Raw genomic sequence first — 17,749 nt, forward strand, 5'->3', positions numbered from 1 at the left:
GGGGGAGGTGGGCTGCCGTGCGCGTACTCGTTGTCGAGGACGAGGAATTGCTCGCCGAGGCGATCGCGGAAGGACTGCGGCGGGAATCGCTGGCGGTGGACGTCGCCTACGACGGCGCCGCGGCTCTGGACCGGCTGGGCGTCAACGACTACGACGTTCTCGTGCTGGACCGGGACCTGCCTCGGGTGCACGGCGACGAGGTGTGTCGCGCGGTGGTCGAGAAGGGCTACGACACCCGGATCCTGATGCTGACCGTGGCCGGCGAGGTCGCCGACCGGATCGCCGGGCTCTCCCTCGGCGCCGACGACTACTTGCCGAAGCCGTTCGCCTTCGGCGAGTTGGTCGCCCGTGTCCGGGCACTGGGGCGGCGGGCCCGCCCCGCCTCCCCACCGGTGCTCACGCGCGCCGGAATCTCGCTGCACCCGGGGCCCAGGGAGGTCTACCGGGACGGGCGGTACGTGGGGCTGTCGCGCAAGGAGTTCGCCGTACTGGAAGAGCTGCTGCGCGGGGAAGGCAGCGTGGTCAGCACCGAGCAGCTGCTGGAGAAGGCCTGGGACGAGAACATCGACCCGTTCACGAATGTCGTACGTGTCACGGTGATGACTCTGCGCCGCAAGCTCGGCCCGCCGCAGGTCGTGCAGACCGTTCCGGGCATCGGATACCAGATCCCGTGAACGGTTCCCTGAGCGGTTCCGGCCGCCGCAGGAACCCAGGTGTGGCCCGGGGCGTGGTGGATCCGCCGAAGCGGACCATCCGCGTCCGGCTGACCCTGCTGTACGGCGGGCTGGTGATGCTCTCCGGCGTCACGCTGTTGCTGGTCACGTACGTCATGCTGGATCGGATCATCGCCACCCAGCCGATCGACATCTCGTCCGTGTACCCGCCTCCCGGGGTATCCGCCACCGCTCCCGCGAAGGTGCCGGACGCCGCCCCGTCTTCACGTACCGGCGTGGGCAACGCACCTGGTTCCGTGCCGAGTGGTCCTGCGTCGAGCGGCGGTTCGTCGGGGAGCTCAGGGAACGAGGACCTGACCGCGTACAAGGAGCAGGTGCGCGCGGCCGCACAGCAGCTCCGCGCCGACTTCCGGAAGCGGACGCTCAAACCGCTCCTCGTCGGCGGCTCGGTGGCCCTCGGCCTGTTCGCAGCCGGCGGACTGCTGATCGGCTGGCTGGTCTCCGGCCGCACCCTGCGCCCCATCAGCCGGATCACGGCAACCGCCCGACGGGTCGCGGACCGCAGCCTGCACGAGCGGATCGGGCTGACCGGTCCACACGACGAACTGCGCGAACTCGCCGACACCTTCGACGACATGCTGGGCCGGCTGGACGCCGCCTTCGAAGGGCAGCAGCGCTTCGTGGCGAACGCCTCCCACGAACTGAAGACCCCGCTGGCGATCAACCGAACGCTGCTGGAGGTGGCGATGGGCCGACCCGGCGCCCCGCCTCAGATCGCCCAGCTCGGCGAGAACCTGCTGGCGGTGAATGCCCGCCACGAGCGGCTGATCGACGGGCTGCTCACCCTGGCGCGGTCCCAGCACGCGGTGGCCGATCCCGTGCCGGTCGATCTGACCGCGGTGGTGCGCCGGGTGGCGGACCTGGCCCAGCCGGATGCCCGGCGAGCCGGGGTGACGCTGACTCTGGAGGCAGCCCCGGCACCGGTGGAGGGGGATCCGGTGCTGCTGGAGCGCCTGGCGCAGAACCTGGTGCAGAACGCCCTCCGGTACAACATCGACGGCGGGTGGGTACGCGTGGTCTGCGGCGGCCACGGCGACGACACCGTCCGCCTCACGGTGGACAACAGCGGGCCCGAGGTGGCGCCGTACGAGGTCCCCGCGCTCTTCGAACCGTTCCGAAGGCTCGACGACCGGGTCGGATCAGCGCAGGGCACGGGCCTGGGCCTGTCCATCGTGCGTTCGGTGGCCCGCGCGCACGGCGGCGAGGCGAGCGCCGTGCCGCGTACCGGAGGAGGGCTTACGGTCCGGGTCGCGCTGCCCGAACAGTCTCTCGATGATGACCGAAAAAAATAGAACTGAAACAGTGGATTTTGTGGATCTATTACTTTTTCTGGCGCGGCCTTTATCCCTGTCTGTAGCCTGAATTGGGGTCCCTTCTGAGGTGTCGCGGGGGCCCGGTGGCTTTGGGTGCAGCCCCGACCCGGTTGTGGACCCCAAGGAACCGAAGAACCGGGGGAAGAATGAACGTTTCTCAGGGGTGTCAGAGCTGTGCACTCGTTCGGTTGCATTGCACCAAGTGGCAGGCCGACGAAGTGTCCGTGCTCAAAAGAGTCGAGTTGCTGAGCGCACGCGAGTGGGATGTGTTCCGGTTGTTGTCCACGGGATCGTCCAACCGTGACGTGTCCCGCGCTCTTTGCATCACCGAGCGTACAGTCAAGGCCCATATTGCCAGCATCGTGGCAAAGCTTGGGGTCGCCGGGCGATTTCAGGCCGGACTGGTGTCCTACGTCTACCACGTGCAGAACTGTCCCAACGGCCAATAGCTGCCCACTGCACGATCTGGTGCCATTGCTATACCTGGCACTCCTGGACGGGACGGAGTAACGCCAGCAAGGCTCGAATCCTGGAGGAACAATCGTGCGAACGACATTCATGCGGCAGCTCCGCCGCGCCGCCGCGACCGGTGCGGTGATCGCCGCACTCGGCGGAATCGGAATGGCGAGTGCCGGACCGGCGTCCGCCGCCACCGGCAAGAACGGCGTCGTCGAGGTCGGCGAGCTGGGGCTCTACTACCTCGCCAACTACGGGACGCCGGTCATCGACCTGTACTTCTCCGACTCCGACCTCAGCAACGACAACTTCCCCGGCACCACGATCCACGCCGACAACAACACCGAGTCGGACTGGAACCGCGACACCTACACCTGGTGGGTGTGCACCGGCTACAACTACAGCGGGTCCTGCGGATTCATTTCGCCGGGCGGGTACGGCAACCTGAACGCGACCTACAAGAACACGGTGTCCTCGGCGTACTTCAGCTGACGCTGATCCCGCCGCCGAACTGAGGCGGCACCGCCGCACAGCAGGAAACACCGCACGAGGTCGGGTGTCCTGCCCATTGCAGCTGGGCAGGACACCCGACTGTTTGTTCCGAACAGACCATCGCGGAGTTCACGATGCCTTTCCACCTTCGCAGACCACTCGTAAGATCGGTGTTAGGGCGGGCCGGGCCGGCAGTGTCCGCCCTTCTCGTACTCACCGCGATCAGTTCCTGCTCTCCCGACTCGAAGAACGAGAACAATTCCGAACCGGCGGTTCGGGACATTCCCCGGATCGTCGCCGCCGCGGATCTCCGGCTCCCGCTCCAGGACTATCTGCTCACCGCCCGCCAACTGCGTGAGCTGGACCGGGCCCGGGTCGTCCTGATCGACCGGTGCATGCGAAAGTACGGATTCGGCTATTCGGTCAAGCAGCCCGCCGCTGACTACGGGCCGCGCAGCGCCACCGAACGGCGATACGGGATCACCGACGCGTCGGACGCCGTCGCATACGGCTACGGGCTGGGCAAGCGCGACCCCGCCCTGCAGAAACCCCCCGCACAACCGAGACTCGGCGTCGACGCGCAGACCGTTCTGTTCGGCAAGGGAAGATCCAGGATCAAGGGGCGCAAGGTTCCCGACGGCGGCTGCGTGGCCCAGGCCGACCAGTCCCTGGGCACCGCCGCGCCCGCGGGAACGGACCCGGGCCTGGCCCAGCAACTGTCGTTCCAGTCCTTCGACCGGTCGAAGTCCGATTCCCGGGTGAGAAAATCGATCCGGGCATGGTCCGGCTGCATGGCTGACAGCGGATACGACTACACCGAGCCCCTCGCCCCGCTGGCCGATCCGGGTCTCACCGGCAGTACGAGCGCCCGGACGATCGACACCGCCACGACCGACATCCGGTGCAAGAAGAACACCAACCTGGTGGGCGTCTGGTTCTCGGTCGAGTCCGCCTACCAGAAGCAGCTGATCGCCCAGAACTCCGGGCAGTTGACGACCCTCAAGCAGGCGAACGGCGCCCGCCTCCGGGCCGCCGCCGCGCTGACCGCCGGCGACTGACAGGAGACTTGGGATGCGCCGTCCGCCCACGGCAGTCCCGACACCGACACCGACACCGACACCGGAAGCGTGCCCTCCGCCTACGCCCCGGACTCCAGTTGCTGCTCCTGGCGCTGCGGCGCGTGGTCGTCGCCGAGGCCGTGCGCCGGGCCGGAGCAGCCCTGGGCGACCGCGATACCGAGGGCGACCAGCAACGTCACCACCACGAAGACGACCAGCCGCTGTCTGAGCAACCGGGGATTGGCGGGCCGCAGCCCGGTCCCGGTGCCGCGCGGGCGCCCGGCACCGCTGCGCGGCCCCGTACGGCTGCCGGTACCCCCGCGCGTACCGCTCCCGTTCCCGCCGCCGCTGCCGCGCGGAGCCGGGGTCGGCCGGGAGCCGCCCGGCCGGGACGGCACACTGCCGCGCGGCACCGGATTGCTCCGCGAGGACGAGCCCGTACCACCCCGCGAGGACGAGGACCCCGTACCTCCCCGAGAGGACGAAGATCCGGTACCGCCCCGCGACGACGGCCCGGTGCCCTGCGGACGCCGCTGCACCCGCTGGGTCTCCGGATAGGTGTCGTCGATCAGCCGGCCGGTCGGGCGGTCCGCCTCCGCCGAGCGCGGCGCGGGCGGCCGTACCTCGGCGAAGTCCTGCGCCTCGCGGGCGGCGATCTCCTTGAGCCGCAGGGAGAGCTGGAGCGTGCTCGGACGCTCCTCGGGGTTCTTCGCGAGACACGCGGCGACCAGCGGGGCCAGCGCGTCGGGCACCCCGTGCAGCTGAGGCTCCTCGTGCACCACGCGGTACAGCATCACCTCGGAACTGCCGTGCCCGAAGGGCGAGTCGCCGGTACAGGCGTAGGCGAGGGTGGCGCCGAGGGCGAAGACATCCGTCGCCGGGGTGACGGCAGCGCCCCGCACCTGCTCGGGCGCGAGGAAGCCGGGCGAGCCGACCGCCGTGCCGACATGCGTCAGCGTGGAGGCACCGGTGGCCCAGGCGATGCCGAAGTCGATGATCCGCGGCCCCTTGGGGGACAGCAGGATGTTGGAGGGCTTCAGGTCCCGGTGCACGACCCCGGCCTCATGGACCGCGACCAGCCCCTCCGACAGGGCGGCCCCGATCGAGGCGACCTCCGCGGCGGGCAGCGAGCCCTCGTCGTTGACCTTGTCGTGCAGCGAGGGGCCGGGTACGTACTGTGTGGCGAACCACGGACGGTCCGTCTCCAGGTCCGCGGCGACGAGCCGCGCGGTGCAGCCGCCGCGGATGCGCCGGGCCGCCGAGACCTCGCGGGCGAACCGCGACCGGAACTCCTGGTCCTCCGCGAGATCCGGCCGGATGACCTTCAGCGCGACCCGCTGGCCCTTCTTGTCGGAGCCCAGGTAGACGACGCCCATTCCGCCCGCGCCGAGCCGTCTGTGCAGCCTGAACGAGCCGACGACGCGCGGGTCCTCGCGCCTCAGGCGCATCATCGCCATGTTCATCCCCGCTGCCCGGTCCGTATGACGTGCCACAGCTTACGTTTCCACGGCCGCCCGCGGGCATAGGCCGCGCCCTCTCGTCCCGATCGATTGTCAGTGCCGGATGGGAGACTTGAAGAGTGGTCAGCAAGCGTGCGAACGGGCGGGCCTTGACCTGCCCGTGATCTCAACCAGTCGACGCGGAAGGGGGATTGGACCCGTGAAGGGTGACCGCGTGGAGATAGTCGTGGACGCGGGTGACACGACGCGTACATACGAGGTGGTGGCGAGCCGAGCGGGCCGCCGGGTGGAGACGGCGGTACGCCGGGGCGTGGTCGAAGTGAGCGAAGTCACCCGCAGCGGCACAGTCGTGCGCACCGCGCGTTTCATGGCGAACCGGGTCCTGGCCCTGGTGGAGCAGCCCGTGCCCCGTGCGGACAGCTCGGAAAAGCAGGGACACACGGGGCAGCGGCTCAGGGAAGACCCCGAGACCTAGGACCCCGTCTCCACCCAGGGGAGTACACAGCGGGTGACGGCTCATCCTCCGGGAGAACCGTCAATGGGTACGAAGGCATGACGACCTGCGGGGATCCCGCGCCTAGATTTGAGGTCAAGCGGCGGGTGCAGCACTCGTCCCCCGAGGTCAGACACCCGCCGCTGCCAAAAAACGAAGGACACACCGAGATCGGTCAGGAGAGGGACCATGGCCTTCACGGCACCGCGGACCATGCTCCACCCGCAGGGACGCACCGCGTTCCGCCCCAGCCGTCAGGGCCGCCGCCACCCCCTGGTGGCGACGCTCATGGCCCTCCCCCTGGCGGCCCTGCTCCTCGTCGTCTTCGACGGCTGGGAGACAGTGGCCACACAGGCGTCGTCCGTGGGTGTGATGCTGGGGCGCTGAGAGGCGACCCCAGGCCCGGAAGAGCGGTCCGGGCGGGGACATCCACCCATGAAACCCCGTGGGGACGGGGGTGCGGCGGACGGCAAAAATGCCGGCGCAGCTGGGGAGCTGCGCCGGCATTGCCGTACCCGGACGCGGATGCGCTGCCCACAGGCCACCGCCAACCCCGCCCACCTCGCAACCGCAGTCCCGCCCCCAGTACCGCAGGCCACCGCGCCCCCGCCACCGCGAACCGCCGCGCTTGCGCCGCCGCGCCTGCGTCACCGCGCCCCTGCCACCGCGAACCGCCGCGCCCGCGTCACCGCGTCACCACGCCTGCGTAACCGCGCCTGCGTAACCGCGCCCGCCGTGCCCGCGTACCCGCGGGCAGTCGTGCCGCACGGGCGGCACGGGTGGGCGCGGGCGGCACCCCGCCAGCGCCGGGCTGCGCAACCCCGGCCTGAGCCCCGACCCCGGCACCCCGCCAAGCGCCGGGCTGCGCAACCCCGGCCCGCGCCCCAGCCCCGGCACCGCGACGACGCCGGTAGTAAACACCTGCCGGGACCGCAGACCCCGCCAGAACGCCCCCGTCCCCACCCCGCCGTAAGCTCCTCGCCAGAGCCGTACCCGTACGAACCCAGAACCCAGAAACCAGGGGGAGACTAATGACCGCAGACCTGCTCCCCGCGCTCGCAGAGCAGGCCAGGGCCGCGGCCCACGCACAACCCGGCGGCTGCGGCACCGCCGGTACCGCCGGCACCTGCGGCGCAACCCTCACACTCGCCGACCGCCCCGACGCCACAGTCGTCCGGCACACCACCACCGTCGCGAAGGCCCACGCCCCCCACACCGACCCCGCCGACCTGACCCTGCGCCTCACCGTCGCCGCACGACTCCCGCACGTGCTGCTCGCCCCGCTCGGCACCACCCCGGCCGCGATCGACGACAGACTGCTGACCTTCTGGCCGTACGGCACCCCCGTGCCCCCGGACGACCCGGACGCCGCACCCTGGGAGGCCGCGGCCACCCTCCTCGCCCACCTGCACCGCACCCCCGTGACCACGCCCCTGCCCCCGATGCGCGGCCCGGCGAAGGCGGCGCGGGCGATCGCGCGGCTCAGGGCGGCGGGACCGCATCCCGCGACCGCCCCTGTGCTGCGCGCCTGGGCCGCCCTGCCCGCCTGGGCCCGCGCCGAGGCGCCCATGCCGGACACCGCCACCCTCTGCCACGGCGATCTGCACCTCGGCCAGCTCGTGCGCCACCCCGTCCCGGACGGCCCGTGGCGGCTGATCGACGTCGACGACCTCGGCACCGGCGTGGCTGCCTGGGACCTGGCCCGCCCGGCCGCCTGGTACGCCTGCGGGCTGCTCCCGCCCGACGAGTGGACCCGCTTCCTGACCGCCTACCGCGCCGCCGGCGGTCCCGCCGTACCCGCGGACGGTGATCCATGGCCCGCCCTGGACGTGGCAGCCCGCGCCCTCACCGTGCAGACCGCCGCCCTGGCCGTCGCCAAGGCGGTCGCGGCGGGACGCGTACCGGACGAGGTGGAGCAGTGCGTGATCGACGCATGTGACCGGATGGGGGCTCATCCGCCCCAGCGCAACAGCGCTTTCCGCGAGTAGGGTGCAACCGACCGCGGGCCGGACGGAGTCTGTCCTGGGTGAACGAAGCTGCGGCGAACGAAGCAGCACCGAACGGCGAGGAGTTGAGGCCGACCATGCAGTGTCCGAAGTGCCATGCACCGATGCACACGTACAACCGCAATGGCATCCAGATCGAGCAGTGCAGCGGCTGCCGCGGCATCTTCCTGGACTACGGCGAGCTCGAGGCGCTGACGCGTGTCGAGTCCCAGTGGTCCCAGCCCGCCCCGCCGCCGCCCGCCCCGCAGGCGTACCCGGCCCCGCCCGCCCCCGCCTGGGGCGCCCCGCACGGCGGCCACGGTGGCCACTACGGCGGTCACCACCGGCACAAGAGCTTCGGGCACATGCTGTTCTCCAGCTGAGCTGGCAGTTCTCCCGCTGAGCCGGCTGAGCCAGCGGGAGACAATACGACGAACGAAGCCCCGGCCATCCGGCCGGGGCTTCGTCTCGTACATCCACTGTGGACGATACTGGGATTGAACCAGTGACCTCTTCCGTGTCAGGGAAGCGCTCTCCCGCTGAGCTAATCGTCCTCGGTACTGCGGTGATGCGGTACTGCTGTACTGCGTGCGCGATACTGGGATTGAACCAGTGACCTCTTCCGTGTCAGGGAAGCGCTCTCCCGCTGAGCTAATCGCGCGGGTGCCCCAAGGGCCGGGATCCGCGTGGGCCGGAGCCCTCGTGGACCAGTGGACGATACTGGGATTGAACCAGTGACCTCTTCCGTGTCAGGGAAGCGCTCTCCCGCTGAGCTAATCGTCCTTGGAGGTGGAGACGGGATTTGAACCCGTGTAGACGGCTTTGCAGGCCGTTGCCTCGCCTCTCGGCCACTCCACCAGGAGTGCAGGGGACCAGGACCCCCCGACTTCCTTCGAGCGGACGACGAGGCTCGAACTCGCGACCTCAACCTTGGCAAGGTTGCGCTCTACCAACTGAGCTACGTCCGCCTGTCGGCACGGTCCGCTGAGGCGTCCCGGCGACGTGTTGAACTCTAGCGGATTCCCGGTCCAGTACAAAAACGCGTTTGTGCAGCGTGCTGCGCCCCATCCGACGGAAGTGCACCGGACGCCGCGGCCGCGTCAGGGCCGGCGCATGGCTGGCGAACCGGAAGAACCCGTGACCAGCACACCCTCCGGACGCGGCGACGTCACCCGGACGACACCCGCCTAGACTCGGCAGCGTGCTGCGCCCGCCACCTCTCGCCCGCTTCGGCAGCCGCGTCGCCACCGGCCTCCTCGACGTCACCGGTGACCCCGCGGCCCTGGACTCCACCGGGTTCTGGGCCGTCTGCGCCGACTTCGAGGGCAGGCTGACCTGCGCCCGTTTCCGGGACGTGCGCGAGGAGCCGGTGCCGACCCCTGTTCCCGGCGCCTGGCGCGGCCCCGCGGCCGGCAACTGGACGTCCTCCCTGGACCGCGATGCCTACACCGCGGGCGTCCGGCGGGTGCGCGAGCACATCGCGGCCGGCGACGTTTACCAGGCCAACCTCTGCCGTGTTCTCTCCACCCCCGTCGGCCCTGGCGCCGACGTGGACGCCCTCACCGCGCTGCTGGCCCGCGGCAACCCGGCGCCGTACGCAGGAACGATCCGGCTTCCCGAGCACGGCGTGGAGATCGCCACCGCGTCCCCCGAACTCTTCCTGCGCCGCGACGGCCGGGTCGTCGAGTCCGGGCCCATCAAGGGCACCGGACGCACCGAGGCGGACCTCCTGCCCAAGGACCACGCCGAGAACGTCATGATCGTGGACCTCGTCCGCAACGACATCGGGCGCGTCTGCGCCACCGGCACCGTCACCGTCCCCGACCTGTGCGCCGTGGAGAAGCACCCCGGCCTGGTCCACCTGGTCTCCACGGTCCGCGGCGAACTGCGCCGCGACGCTGGCTGGCCGGAGCTGCTGGCCGCCGCCTTCCCGCCCGGCTCGGTCACCGGCGCCCCCAAGTCCAGCGCCCTGCGGATCATCGCCGCCCTGGAGACCGCGCCACGTGGCCCCTACTGCGGCGCCGTCGGCTGGGTCGACGCCGACCGTGACACCGCCGAGCTGGCCGTCGGGATCCGCACCTTCTGGATCGACCGCGCCGCGGGGCTGCTGAGGTTCGGCACCGGTGCCGGCATCACCTGGGGCTCCGACCCGGAAGCGGAGTGGCGGGAGACCGAACTGAAGGCGTCCCGGCTGCTCGCGATAGCGTCGGGGACGTACGAGGTCGAAGGAGGGACCCTCACGTGAAGATATGGCTCGACGGTGGGCTGGAGGACATCGAGTCCGCCCGTGTCTCCGTCTTCGACCACGGACTGACCGTGGGCGACGGCATCTTCGAGACGGTCAAGGCGGTGCACGGCGATCCGTTCGCGCTCACCCGCCATCTGGACCGGCTCACCAAGTCGGCGCGCGGCCTGGGGCTGCCGGACCCGGACCTCGACGAGGTGCGCCGCGCCTGCGCCGCCGTCCTCGACGCCAACCCGGCCGCGCTCGGGCGGCTGCGCATCACCTACACCGGTGGCCACGGCCCCCTCGGCTCGGACCGCGGCGACCACGGCCCGACCCTGGTGGTCGCCCTCGGCGAGACCGGCCGCCGTCCCGACAGCACGGCCGTCGTCACCGTCCCGTGGGTGCGCAACGAGCGCGGCGCCGTCACCGGACTCAAGACCACGTCGTACGCCGAGAACGTCGTCGCCCTCGCCCGCGCGCACCAGCACGGGGCCTCCGAGGCGCTGTTCGGCAACACGGTCGGCGAGCTCTGCGAGGGCACCGGGTCCAACGTCTTCGTCGTCCTCGACGGTGAGATCCACACCCCGCCGCTCGCCTCCGGCTGCCTCGCCGGGATCACCCGCGCGCTGACCCTGGAGTGGACGGGCGCCAAGGAGACCGATCTGCCGCTGGACGTCCTGGAGCGCGCCGACGAGGTCTTCCTGACCTCCACCCTGCGCGACATCCAGGCCGTGCACCGCGTCGACGACCGCGAACTGACCGATGCCCCGGGCCCGGTGACCGCCAAGGCGATGCGAATTTTCGACGAGCGGTCGGGGGAGGACCTCGACCCGTAGACGGCCGCGCCACGGCATCGCCGTGGCACCGCAGGGGTCACGGCTCGCCCGTCTCCGCTCCCGGCCCCCTGAATCCGGAGAATCCACAGGATCCACAGGATCTGCAGAATCCGGAGAATCAGGATGACGGGTGGCCGGGACACGGGTAGAACACCCGTGATGACCACGACCCTGCGGCCCGTCGAGCCGCTCCAGGACCATGCGGACGGGACGCGCTCGCGCCGCTACCGGGTGTGCGTGAACGGTCGCCCGGTCGGCGGGATCGTGGTGTCCACGCACCCCGGTTCCGGCCCGGCCGTGGCCCGTTTTGCGGAGCTGGGCATCGACGAGGCGGACCGCGGGCGGGGCCGGGGCACAGTGGCCGCGCTCGCGGCCGAGGAGATCGCCCGCAGTTGGGGCTGCGGCCGTGCCGAGGTGTCCGTGCCCGGCGACGCGGCGGCCGCGCTCCGGCTCGCCACGGCACTGGGGTACGTGGTGCGCAGCCGCAGCCTCACGAAACGGCTGGCCGGCACCCCGGCACCGCTGCCGCCCGGCAGCGTCGTACGGCCCATGACGGAGGCCGAGTTCGGCCCGTGGCGGGCGGGGGTGCGGGAGCGGTACGCGCGCAGCATGACGGCCGGCGGTGTGTCCGAGGCGCAGGCGCACGCCAAGTGGGACGCGGGCCAGGACGTGTTCCTGCCGGACGGAATCGCCACCGAGAACACCCGCCTCACAGTGCTGGAGCACGAGGGGAGCCCGGTCGGCACGCTCTGGCTCGGACTGTGGCCGCGGACGGCGTTCGTCCTCGACGTCGAGACCCGCCCGGAGCACCGGGGCCGGGGCCACGGCCGCACCCTGATGCTGCTGGCCGAGACCCAGGCGGCGGACGCTGGCCGCGACACCCTCGGCCTCCACGTGTTCGCCGGCAACGCCCCGGCCGAACGGCTCTACGCGTCACTGGGGTACGAGGCGGAGGCGTACCACCTGTACAAGTACCTGTAGCTCTGCCGAAGGCCGTGGGTCGCCGCAGGGGAGACCCGGGTCTCAGGCCCCTTCTGCCAGCAGCTGGTCCGCGATCTCCGTGATCCGCTCGCGCAGCCCCTCCTGGCTCTTGCCGCCGTCCAGACGCTCCCCGCCGATGACATACGTGGGCGTGCCGGTCACCCCGATCGCCTTGCCCTCGGCCTCGTCGGCGTCGACGGCCAGGATGTGCCGTCCGTCGATCAGGGCCGTGTCGAACTCCTCGGCATCCAAGCCGAGTTCACCCGCCACGTCGACCAGGAAGGGCTCGCCGAGGCTGCTCAGCTCCTCGACCCTGCCGAGCACCGCCTCCACGTACGGCCAGCCCTGCCCCTGCTCCAGCGCCTCCTCGGCGGCCTGCGCGGCGGCGAAGGCGTGCTGGTGCTTCTCCAGCGGGAAGTGCCGCAGCCGCAGCTCCAGACGATCGCCGTACCGCTCGCGCAGCGCGCGCAGATCGGTCAGGGCACTGCGGCAGTCCGGGCACTGGAGTTCGCACCACACGTCCAGGACGGCCACGGCGGAGGGGGCGGGGGAGGAGTCGCTCATGACCGCCAGTCTTCCAGGCCGGAACCGGTACGGCCCAATCAGGATCTTCCCCGGGGCCTCCTCCGCGATCTCCGGCAGGGCCTCTGCAGGGATCGCCCCCGGGCCTCTCCCGGGATCTCCGAAAGGATCTCTGCCGGGACCTCGTCCGCGGTCTTCGTCCGAGGCCATTGCCGAAGCCATCGCCGAAGTCATCGCCGAGGCGGTCGCTGAGGCCTCGGTCCGTGCTGGCCCAGGGTCGCCCAGGGCCGCCCCGGGCTTCGGGGTGGAGACGACCCCGAGACGACCCCGAGATCTCCCTGATGTCGGGCTGGACCGTGGCATCGGGGCGACAGGACGGTGCAGGATGGAAGGGACGAACTGCCCCTGCCCAGAACTGCCGGGAGGACCGGATGATTGCCGAGACCGTCTGTTCCGCCGTGTCCGCGGCCGGCCTAGGCATCGCGGTGGTCACCGCCTACCGCAAGCGCTATCTGGCGGCTGCCCGGATCGCTGCCTACTCCCTGATCCCGATCGGTCTGGTGATGACCGGTGTGGTCGGCTGGGTGGCCGACACAGCCTTCAGCCCGACGGCCTGGGCGGGATTCGTCCTGCTCGGCGGTTCCTGGCTCCTGTTCGCGACCACTCGCGCGGTGGAGCGCCGCCGCGGTGGCACCCGCCAGGAGCGCAGAGCGGCCCGCGCCGCCCAGCAGTCGGGGGCGGTCGCCCCGGCCTCCTCCTCGCCCGCGATCGGCCCGGCCACCCGCACCACCCAGACCACCCGCAAGACCGGTCGCTCGGCCGCCGCACCGCCCGCCACCGGCGCCGACGACTTCAGTGACATCGAGGCCATCCTCAAGAAGCACGGCATATGACCGTCCCGAGGCCCGCGATGTACCCGGTGCTGTGACGCTTGCACTGCGGCGCCCGCCGACCGATGCGATCCAATGCGGTGATCCACTGCGGTGATCCTGTGGTGATCCCGGGGTGATCCATTGAAACGACACAGAACGTCGACAGCGTGCACCAAACGTTCACTACGCGACGGCATCCGATCCGGACAATGCGGAATTACGTGAACTACCGCGCATAGCGGGCGTGTTGATCGCGAACGCGGTCTCCGCTGGTCCATCATCGCGGCGAGATGCTGGACATGGAACAGAGTGAGGCCGCGCCGCCGAAGGACGAGCCCCGCGGGTGCCTCTTCGCCCTCTCCCAGCCACCGCTGATGATTTTCCTGGCGGTGATCGGGAGCCTGCTCCTCATGGCTGCGCTGCACGACCTGCTGTGGCTATGAGCCGTACACGCCAGCCCCGGTGTCACCCGCCGGGCTGGCGTCGGCATCGCATCCCGGCGGAACCCGGGAAGGAGGGCTCAGCCCGCGGCTTCCTTGCGCCGGGCCCGGTACGCGGCCACATGCAGCCGGTTTCCGCAGGTGCGGCTGTCGCAGTACCGCCGCGAGCGGTTGCGGGAGAGATCGACGAAGGCGCGCCGGCAGTCGGGTGCCTCGCAGCGGCGCAGACGCTCCTGCTCCCCGGTCACGACGAAGAAGGCCAGCGCCATCCCGCAGTCCGCGGCGAGATGGTCGGCGACGGAGGCGCCGGGTGCGAAGTAGTGCACATGCCAGTCGTAGCCGTCGTGGTCCGTCAGCCGTGGGGTGGTGCCCGCGGCGGCGACCAGCTCGTTGATCAGCCCGGCCGCCGCGCGTGGGTCCGGGGCCGCGAAGACCGCGGCGAACCGTCCGCGCACCTTCCGCACCCCGGACAGGTCGAACTCCGACAGCCTTCCCACATCGCTGATGTCGTGTTTGCGCACAAACGCCTCGAGGGCCGCGACATCCGCGAGCCCGTCCGGCGCCGAGGTGTCCTCCGGCGCGGTGTTCACCAGATCCACCACAGTGTCGAGGGCGCACCGGGTGTCATGGGTGATCAGCACGTTTCGCTCCCTGGCCTGGGGGGTCGGGCAGGCCGCCCGCCGATGCTGGCCGATGGTAGTGCGTTCCCACCCGACGCTACCCCGGCAGCAACGGTTCCGGCACGCTCCGTGGCCCCCCTCGAGGCTTTCCTGGGATGCGAACCGGCGCCGCCCCACAGGGCAGCGCCGGATTGCGTACCGTATGCGATTGTCCTGGCCCGAGCCGTCTCCCCGAGTCGACGGCGCCGGGCGGCTTCGAGGTGTCTCGACCTAGCTCTCCGCCAGGATGTGGGACAGCTCCTGGTCAAGATCGAAGTGCCGGTGTTCCGTGCCGGGCGGCACGGCGGCGTCAGTCCGCTTCAGAAAGGACTCCAGGGCCCGCGCCGGGGCCTCGAGCAGGGCCTCGCCCTCCGGGGAGCTCAGGGCGATGCACACGACGCCCTGACCGTGGCTGCGGGACGGCCAGACGCGAACGTCACCCGTGCCCGTCGGACGATGAAGCCCCTCGGCGAGAAGGTCGCGGGCGAACACCCACTCGACGGTCTCCTCGGCTCCGGTGTGGAAGGTGGCGTGCACGGCGTAGGGGTCGGCCGTGTCGTACCGCAGGCCTGCGGGGACAGGCAGGGAGGACTCGCTCGACACAACGAGGCGCAGGTGCAGCTCGCAGCTGACCGTGGTGTTCATAAGCGCCAGGGCCTTTCGCTCAGTGTGCGCTCGGGGATTCGCACGTCGGCGAAATCGACATGCCACCTACGGTGCCGTTGTAAACCCCTCTGAGTGTTTTGCGTGTCTTTACGTAACTCTTCCGGCCGACGACCTGTGTGGGGAGGTACGACCATTCCGGTGACTGGTTTCATTACGGTAAAGTTTGGCCGTATGAATACGGGGAGTGACGGGCAGGGCGAGGCGGCCGTGGCGGCCGGCGAGACGGGGCAGGACGAGCCCCGCGACGCCCGCTCCGAGCGACCGCTCGGCTCCCGGGCGCCGCACTTCGTCAGGGCCCGCCGGACGCTGCATCTGAGCTGGCAGGTGGGCGTCTTCGTGGTCGGCCTGGCGGTCGTGGGCCTCGGGGTCGTGCTGCTGCCGCTGCCGGGCCCCGGCTGGGTCGTGATCTTCGCCGGCATGGCCGTCTGGGCGACCGAGTTCGTCTGGGCGCAGCTGGTGCTCCGCTGGACGAAACGCAAGGTCACCGAGGCGGCGCAGAAGGCGCTCGACCCCCGGGTGCGGCGGCGCAATCTCGTCCTGACGTCGGTCGGCCTGGTGATCGCGGGCACACTGGCCGGGATCTATCTGTGGAAGTTCGGTTTCGCGATGCCCTGGAACATCAACGATCAGTGAGGATCCTCGAGGGCGGATGAGGATCCCCAGGGGTCAGTGAGGATCCCGTGGGGGCGGTGGGGACGGGTGGGGGCCGATGACCGGTCCGCGGGTCGTCTCGCGCCCGCTTCCGCGCCCGCTCCGCCGCCGTTCCCGCAGCGGGTTCGGGGGCACCCGGTGACATGGGATAATGTACGTCCTGCGCCGGGGCGATTAGCTCAGTGGGAGAGCGCTTCGTTCACACCGAAGAGGTCACTGGTTCGAACCCAGTATCGCCCACCCGGAACCGCGGCCCGTCTGCTCTCGAGCAGGCGGGCCGCGGTCGTGTCCGCCCCGCCCGCCACAGCCGCCGCACTCGGCCGTCCTGGCCCCGGGCCGGTGGTGTCCGGGTGTCTTTCGGTCGCCGCCTCCCGCTGTTCGGCCCGTCGGCCGTACCCGCCCCCACCTGCGGCGTCCCCCAACTCACCCTCGTGCGGCCGCTGTTGGCGCCTCATCCGACCACAAGAAAATCCTGTCCGAATCATTGACGCACCCCCTGCCCCTTCGTAACTTGTGGCAGCAAGCGCTTACTTGAAACGATTCATGCAAGCGGCAGCGACGCTGCGGGGAGGTTCGACGGTGGGAACCAGCAGGAGTGTCGAAAGGCGGACGGTCCTCAAGGCGGCCGGGGCCACGGCGGCCGCGCTCGGCCTCGGCGCGACCACGGGCTGCGGCGGAGACGGCGGTTCCGGGAACGGCACGGTGACGATCCGTTACTCGTGGTGGGGTGCCGAGGAACGGGCCAAGAAGATCAACCAGACCATCGGGCTCTTCGAGAAGAAGTATCCCGCCATCAAGGTCAAAACCGACTTCCAGACGTATCAATCGTTCTGGGAGAAGTTCCAGACGCAGGCCGCCGGCGGAAATCCACCGGACGTTTTCCAGAATGCCGTCGGATTTCTTCGGAAGTACGACAAGAGAGGCATTCTGCTCGACCTCAACTCCCAGGTGAAGGCTGGCAATCTGAGCCTGGATCACTTCCGCGCCGGTGTCACGAAGGTCGGCGAGGTCGACGGGAAGCAACTCGGTGTCCCGGTCGGTTCGAACACGATGGCGCTGGTCATCGACAAGAAGGTGTTCGCGAAGGCGGGCGTGGCGCCGCAGCAGGGCTGGACGTGGGACGAGTACTTCAAGGCGCTGAAGACGATCCGCGACAAGACCGGGGTCCCCGGGGACACCGGCTACTTCACCATCATGTACCTCTACGACCTCTACCTCCGCCAGAACGGCAAGGCGTTCTTCACCAAGGACGGGCTCGGCTTCGACAAGGCCGATCTGACGGAGTGGTGGCAGGACGGCTTCAGCCGCGTCAAGGCGGGCCTGGTCACCGACCCCAAGACGGTCTCCCAGGACCTGCCGAAGTCCTCGCTCTCCGCGCGCCACGGCGCCTCCGAGTTCACCTGGGACAACTTCACCGTCCGCTACTCCTCGGAGGGCGACAGCACCTACGGCCTCGCGCCGATCCCCACCACCGACGGCACCCACACCGGCCAGTACCTCGCCTCGCTGATGCTGAGCGCCTCGGCCCACACCTCCCACCCCGCTCAGGTCGCGAAGTTCATCGACTTCATGGTCCACGACCCCGAGGTCGGCACGATCATGGGCTACGACCGCGGCATCCTCGCGGGCACCGAGCAGTACGACGCGTTCAAGCCGACCGACGCCGTCAACAAGGAGATCGCGCAGTACGAGGCCGACACCCAGAAGGCCGGGATCCTCGGCACGATCACCCCGCACCCGTCCGGCGCCGACACCATCGAGGCCGCGTTCCTGCGCCTGGGAGGCGACCTCGGCCAGGGCAGGACCAAGGTCGCGGACGCCGTGAAGCAGTTCTTCACCGAGTCCGACGCCGCGTTCCAGGCATGACCGCCCGCCCGGTCCGCCCAGCCCCTCCAGACTGACAG

20 protein-coding genes and 6 tRNA genes are annotated in these 17,749 nt (G+C 70.4%); 17 read left to right on the forward strand and 9 right to left on the reverse strand.

Annotated features, from left to right (window positions below; genetic code table 11):
* Positions 1-17 precede the first annotated feature (17 nt).
* The 5 genes from ACSYGN_RS33400 (at position 18) to ACSYGN_RS33420 (ending at position 4,053) form a co-directional block, all read left to right on the forward strand.
* On the forward strand, positions 18-674 hold the full coding sequence (locus ACSYGN_RS33400; protein WP_460402303.1) for a response regulator transcription factor: 657 nt from the start codon (positions 18-20) through the stop codon (positions 672-674).
* Entirely contained in the window at positions 671-2,026 is a 1,356-nt protein-coding gene (locus tag ACSYGN_RS33405; protein ID WP_460402305.1) for a sensor histidine kinase, read from the forward strand. The genes ACSYGN_RS33400 and ACSYGN_RS33405 overlap by 4 nt, the downstream gene beginning before the upstream one ends.
* A 167-nt stretch (positions 2,027-2,193) precedes the next feature.
* Positions 2,194-2,496, forward strand: coding sequence for a response regulator transcription factor (locus ACSYGN_RS33410; RefSeq protein ID WP_460402307.1), 303 nt, complete (start codon positions 2,194-2,196; stop codon positions 2,494-2,496).
* A gap of 94 nt (positions 2,497-2,590) precedes the next feature.
* Positions 2,591-2,995, forward strand: coding sequence for a hypothetical protein (locus ACSYGN_RS33415; protein WP_460402309.1), 405 nt, complete (start codon positions 2,591-2,593; stop codon positions 2,993-2,995).
* Between the two features lie 194 nt (positions 2,996-3,189).
* Positions 3,190-4,053 (forward strand): hypothetical protein, encoded by an 864-nt coding sequence (locus tag ACSYGN_RS33420; RefSeq protein WP_460402311.1) that lies wholly within the window; start codon positions 3,190-3,192, stop codon positions 4,051-4,053.
* 80 nt (positions 4,054-4,133) lie between these two features.
* On the opposite strand, the gene ACSYGN_RS33425 is transcribed toward ACSYGN_RS33420, so the two are convergent.
* Positions 4,134-5,516, reverse strand: a complete 1,383-nt coding sequence (locus ACSYGN_RS33425) for a serine/threonine-protein kinase (protein WP_460403895.1) — start codon at positions 5,514-5,516, stop codon at positions 4,134-4,136.
* Positions 5,517-5,712: 196 nt separating this feature from the next.
* Here ACSYGN_RS33425 and ACSYGN_RS33430 point away from each other — a divergent pair, with 196 nt between their 5' ends.
* The 4 genes from ACSYGN_RS33430 to ACSYGN_RS33445 all read left to right on the forward strand — a co-directional run bounded on the left by ACSYGN_RS33430 (position 5,713) and on the right by ACSYGN_RS33445 (position 8,374).
* Entirely contained in the window at positions 5,713-5,988 is a 276-nt protein-coding gene (locus tag ACSYGN_RS33430) for a hypothetical protein (protein WP_460402312.1), read from the forward strand.
* A gap of 207 nt (positions 5,989-6,195) precedes the next feature.
* Positions 6,196-6,393: a hypothetical protein gene (locus ACSYGN_RS33435; RefSeq protein ID WP_460402314.1), complete on the forward strand. Its 198-nt coding sequence runs from the start codon at positions 6,196-6,198 to the stop codon at positions 6,391-6,393.
* 644 nt (positions 6,394-7,037) lie between these two features.
* Complete coding sequence (locus ACSYGN_RS33440; RefSeq protein WP_460402316.1) at positions 7,038-7,994, forward strand: phosphotransferase family protein; 957 nt, start codon at positions 7,038-7,040, stop codon at positions 7,992-7,994.
* Between the two features lie 95 nt (positions 7,995-8,089).
* On the forward strand, positions 8,090-8,374 hold the full coding sequence (locus ACSYGN_RS33445; protein ID WP_460402318.1) for a TFIIB-type zinc ribbon-containing protein: 285 nt from the start codon (positions 8,090-8,092) through the stop codon (positions 8,372-8,374).
* 99 nt (positions 8,375-8,473) lie between these two features.
* Here the strand turns inward: ACSYGN_RS33445 and ACSYGN_RS33450 are convergent.
* From ACSYGN_RS33450 to ACSYGN_RS33470, 5 genes are all read right to left on the reverse strand, one after another.
* Positions 8,474-8,545, reverse strand: a tRNA-Val gene (locus tag ACSYGN_RS33450).
* A 35-nt stretch (positions 8,546-8,580) separates the two neighbouring features.
* Positions 8,581-8,652, reverse strand: a tRNA-Val gene (locus ACSYGN_RS33455).
* A gap of 50 nt (positions 8,653-8,702) precedes the next feature.
* Positions 8,703-8,774 (reverse strand) — tRNA-Val (locus ACSYGN_RS33460).
* Position 8,775: 1 nt separating this feature from the next.
* Positions 8,776-8,849, reverse strand: a tRNA-Cys gene (locus ACSYGN_RS33465).
* 37 nt (positions 8,850-8,886) lie between these two features.
* Positions 8,887-8,959: transfer RNA gene (locus ACSYGN_RS33470), tRNA-Gly, on the reverse strand.
* 233 nt (positions 8,960-9,192) lie between these two features.
* Here ACSYGN_RS33470 and ACSYGN_RS33475 point away from each other — a divergent pair.
* From ACSYGN_RS33475 to ACSYGN_RS33485, 3 genes are all read left to right on the forward strand, one after another.
* The gene (locus ACSYGN_RS33475) at positions 9,193-10,236 is read left to right on the forward strand and encodes a chorismate-binding protein (RefSeq protein WP_460402320.1); all 1,044 of its coding nucleotides are present in this window, start codon (positions 9,193-9,195) and stop codon (positions 10,234-10,236) included.
* On the forward strand, positions 10,233-11,054 hold the full coding sequence (locus ACSYGN_RS33480) for an aminotransferase class IV (RefSeq protein ID WP_460402322.1): 822 nt from the start codon (positions 10,233-10,235) through the stop codon (positions 11,052-11,054). Before ACSYGN_RS33475 ends, ACSYGN_RS33480 begins: the two co-directional genes overlap by 4 nt.
* A 159-nt stretch (positions 11,055-11,213) precedes the next feature.
* Positions 11,214-12,035 carry a GNAT family N-acetyltransferase gene (locus tag ACSYGN_RS33485; RefSeq protein WP_460402324.1) on the forward strand — a complete coding sequence of 274 codons (822 nt, stop codon included), beginning with the start codon at positions 11,214-11,216 and terminating at the stop codon, positions 12,033-12,035.
* 42 nt (positions 12,036-12,077) lie between these two features.
* Here ACSYGN_RS33485 and ACSYGN_RS33490 read toward each other — a convergent pair whose 3' ends face one another.
* Positions 12,078-12,599, reverse strand: coding sequence for a DsbA family protein (locus tag ACSYGN_RS33490; RefSeq protein WP_460402326.1), 522 nt, complete (start codon positions 12,597-12,599; stop codon positions 12,078-12,080).
* Between the two features lie 389 nt (positions 12,600-12,988).
* Here ACSYGN_RS33490 and ACSYGN_RS33495 point away from each other — a divergent pair, with 389 nt between their 5' ends.
* Both ACSYGN_RS33495 and ACSYGN_RS33500 read left to right on the forward strand, forming a co-directional pair.
* A complete protein-coding gene (locus tag ACSYGN_RS33495; RefSeq protein WP_460402328.1) occupies positions 12,989-13,450 on the forward strand; it encodes a hypothetical protein in 462 nt (153 codons plus the stop codon).
* Between the two features lie 278 nt (positions 13,451-13,728).
* Positions 13,729-13,872 (forward strand): hypothetical protein, encoded by a 144-nt coding sequence (locus ACSYGN_RS33500; RefSeq protein WP_460403969.1) that lies wholly within the window; start codon positions 13,729-13,731, stop codon positions 13,870-13,872.
* A 77-nt stretch (positions 13,873-13,949) separates the two neighbouring features.
* On the opposite strand, the gene ACSYGN_RS33505 is transcribed toward ACSYGN_RS33500, so the two are convergent.
* Positions 13,950-14,510, reverse strand: coding sequence for a CGNR zinc finger domain-containing protein (locus tag ACSYGN_RS33505; RefSeq protein ID WP_460402330.1), 561 nt, complete (start codon positions 14,508-14,510; stop codon positions 13,950-13,952).
* A 249-nt stretch (positions 14,511-14,759) separates the two neighbouring features.
* Positions 14,760-15,173: an SsgA family sporulation/cell division regulator gene (locus tag ACSYGN_RS33510; protein ID WP_004002642.1), complete on the reverse strand. Its 414-nt coding sequence runs from the start codon at positions 15,171-15,173 to the stop codon at positions 14,760-14,762.
* Positions 15,174-15,365: 192 nt separating this feature from the next.
* On the opposite strand from ACSYGN_RS33510, the gene ACSYGN_RS33515 reads away from it, so the two are divergent.
* From ACSYGN_RS33515 to ACSYGN_RS33525, 3 genes are all read left to right on the forward strand, one after another.
* A complete protein-coding gene (locus ACSYGN_RS33515) occupies positions 15,366-15,827 on the forward strand; it encodes a TIGR02611 family protein (protein WP_460402333.1) in 462 nt (153 codons plus the stop codon).
* 186 nt (positions 15,828-16,013) lie between these two features.
* Positions 16,014-16,085, forward strand: a tRNA-Val gene (locus ACSYGN_RS33520).
* A 339-nt stretch (positions 16,086-16,424) separates the two neighbouring features.
* Positions 16,425-17,711: an ABC transporter substrate-binding protein gene (locus tag ACSYGN_RS33525; protein WP_460402335.1), complete on the forward strand. Its 1,287-nt coding sequence runs from the start codon at positions 16,425-16,427 to the stop codon at positions 17,709-17,711.
* Positions 17,712-17,749: the final 38 nt, after the last annotated feature.

Source organism: Streptomyces sp. YIM S03343, assembly GCF_054729195.1.

What these genes read in the sequence shown, in the direction of transcription:
- ACSYGN_RS33435 (WP_460402314.1), top strand. Translation starts at nt 6,196, where the DNA reads ATGGCCTTCACGGCACCGCGGACCATGCTCCACCCGCAGGGACGCACC.
- ACSYGN_RS33515 (WP_460402333.1), top strand. Translation starts at nt 15,366, where the DNA reads ATGAATACGGGGAGTGACGGGCAGGGCGAGGCGGCCGTGGCGGCCGGC.
- ACSYGN_RS33495 (WP_460402328.1), top strand. Translation starts at nt 12,989, where the DNA reads ATGATTGCCGAGACCGTCTGTTCCGCCGTGTCCGCGGCCGGCCTAGGC.
- ACSYGN_RS33425 (WP_460403895.1), bottom strand. Translation starts at nt 5,516, where the DNA reads ATGAACATGGCGATGATGCGCCTGAGGCGCGAGGACCCGCGCGTCGTC.
- ACSYGN_RS33500 (WP_460403969.1), top strand. Translation starts at nt 13,729, where the DNA reads ATGGAACAGAGTGAGGCCGCGCCGCCGAAGGACGAGCCCCGCGGGTGC.
- ACSYGN_RS33490 (WP_460402326.1), bottom strand. Translation starts at nt 12,599, where the DNA reads ATGAGCGACTCCTCCCCCGCCCCCTCCGCCGTGGCCGTCCTGGACGTG.
- ACSYGN_RS33510 (WP_004002642.1), bottom strand. Translation starts at nt 15,173, where the DNA reads ATGAACACCACGGTCAGCTGCGAGCTGCACCTGCGCCTCGTTGTGTCG.
- ACSYGN_RS33485 (WP_460402324.1), top strand. Translation starts at nt 11,214, where the DNA reads ATGACCACGACCCTGCGGCCCGTCGAGCCGCTCCAGGACCATGCGGAC.
- ACSYGN_RS33410 (WP_460402307.1), top strand. Translation starts at nt 2,194, where the DNA reads ATGAACGTTTCTCAGGGGTGTCAGAGCTGTGCACTCGTTCGGTTGCAT.
- ACSYGN_RS33445 (WP_460402318.1), top strand. Translation starts at nt 8,090, where the DNA reads ATGCAGTGTCCGAAGTGCCATGCACCGATGCACACGTACAACCGCAAT.
- ACSYGN_RS33440 (WP_460402316.1), top strand. Translation starts at nt 7,038, where the DNA reads ATGACCGCAGACCTGCTCCCCGCGCTCGCAGAGCAGGCCAGGGCCGCG.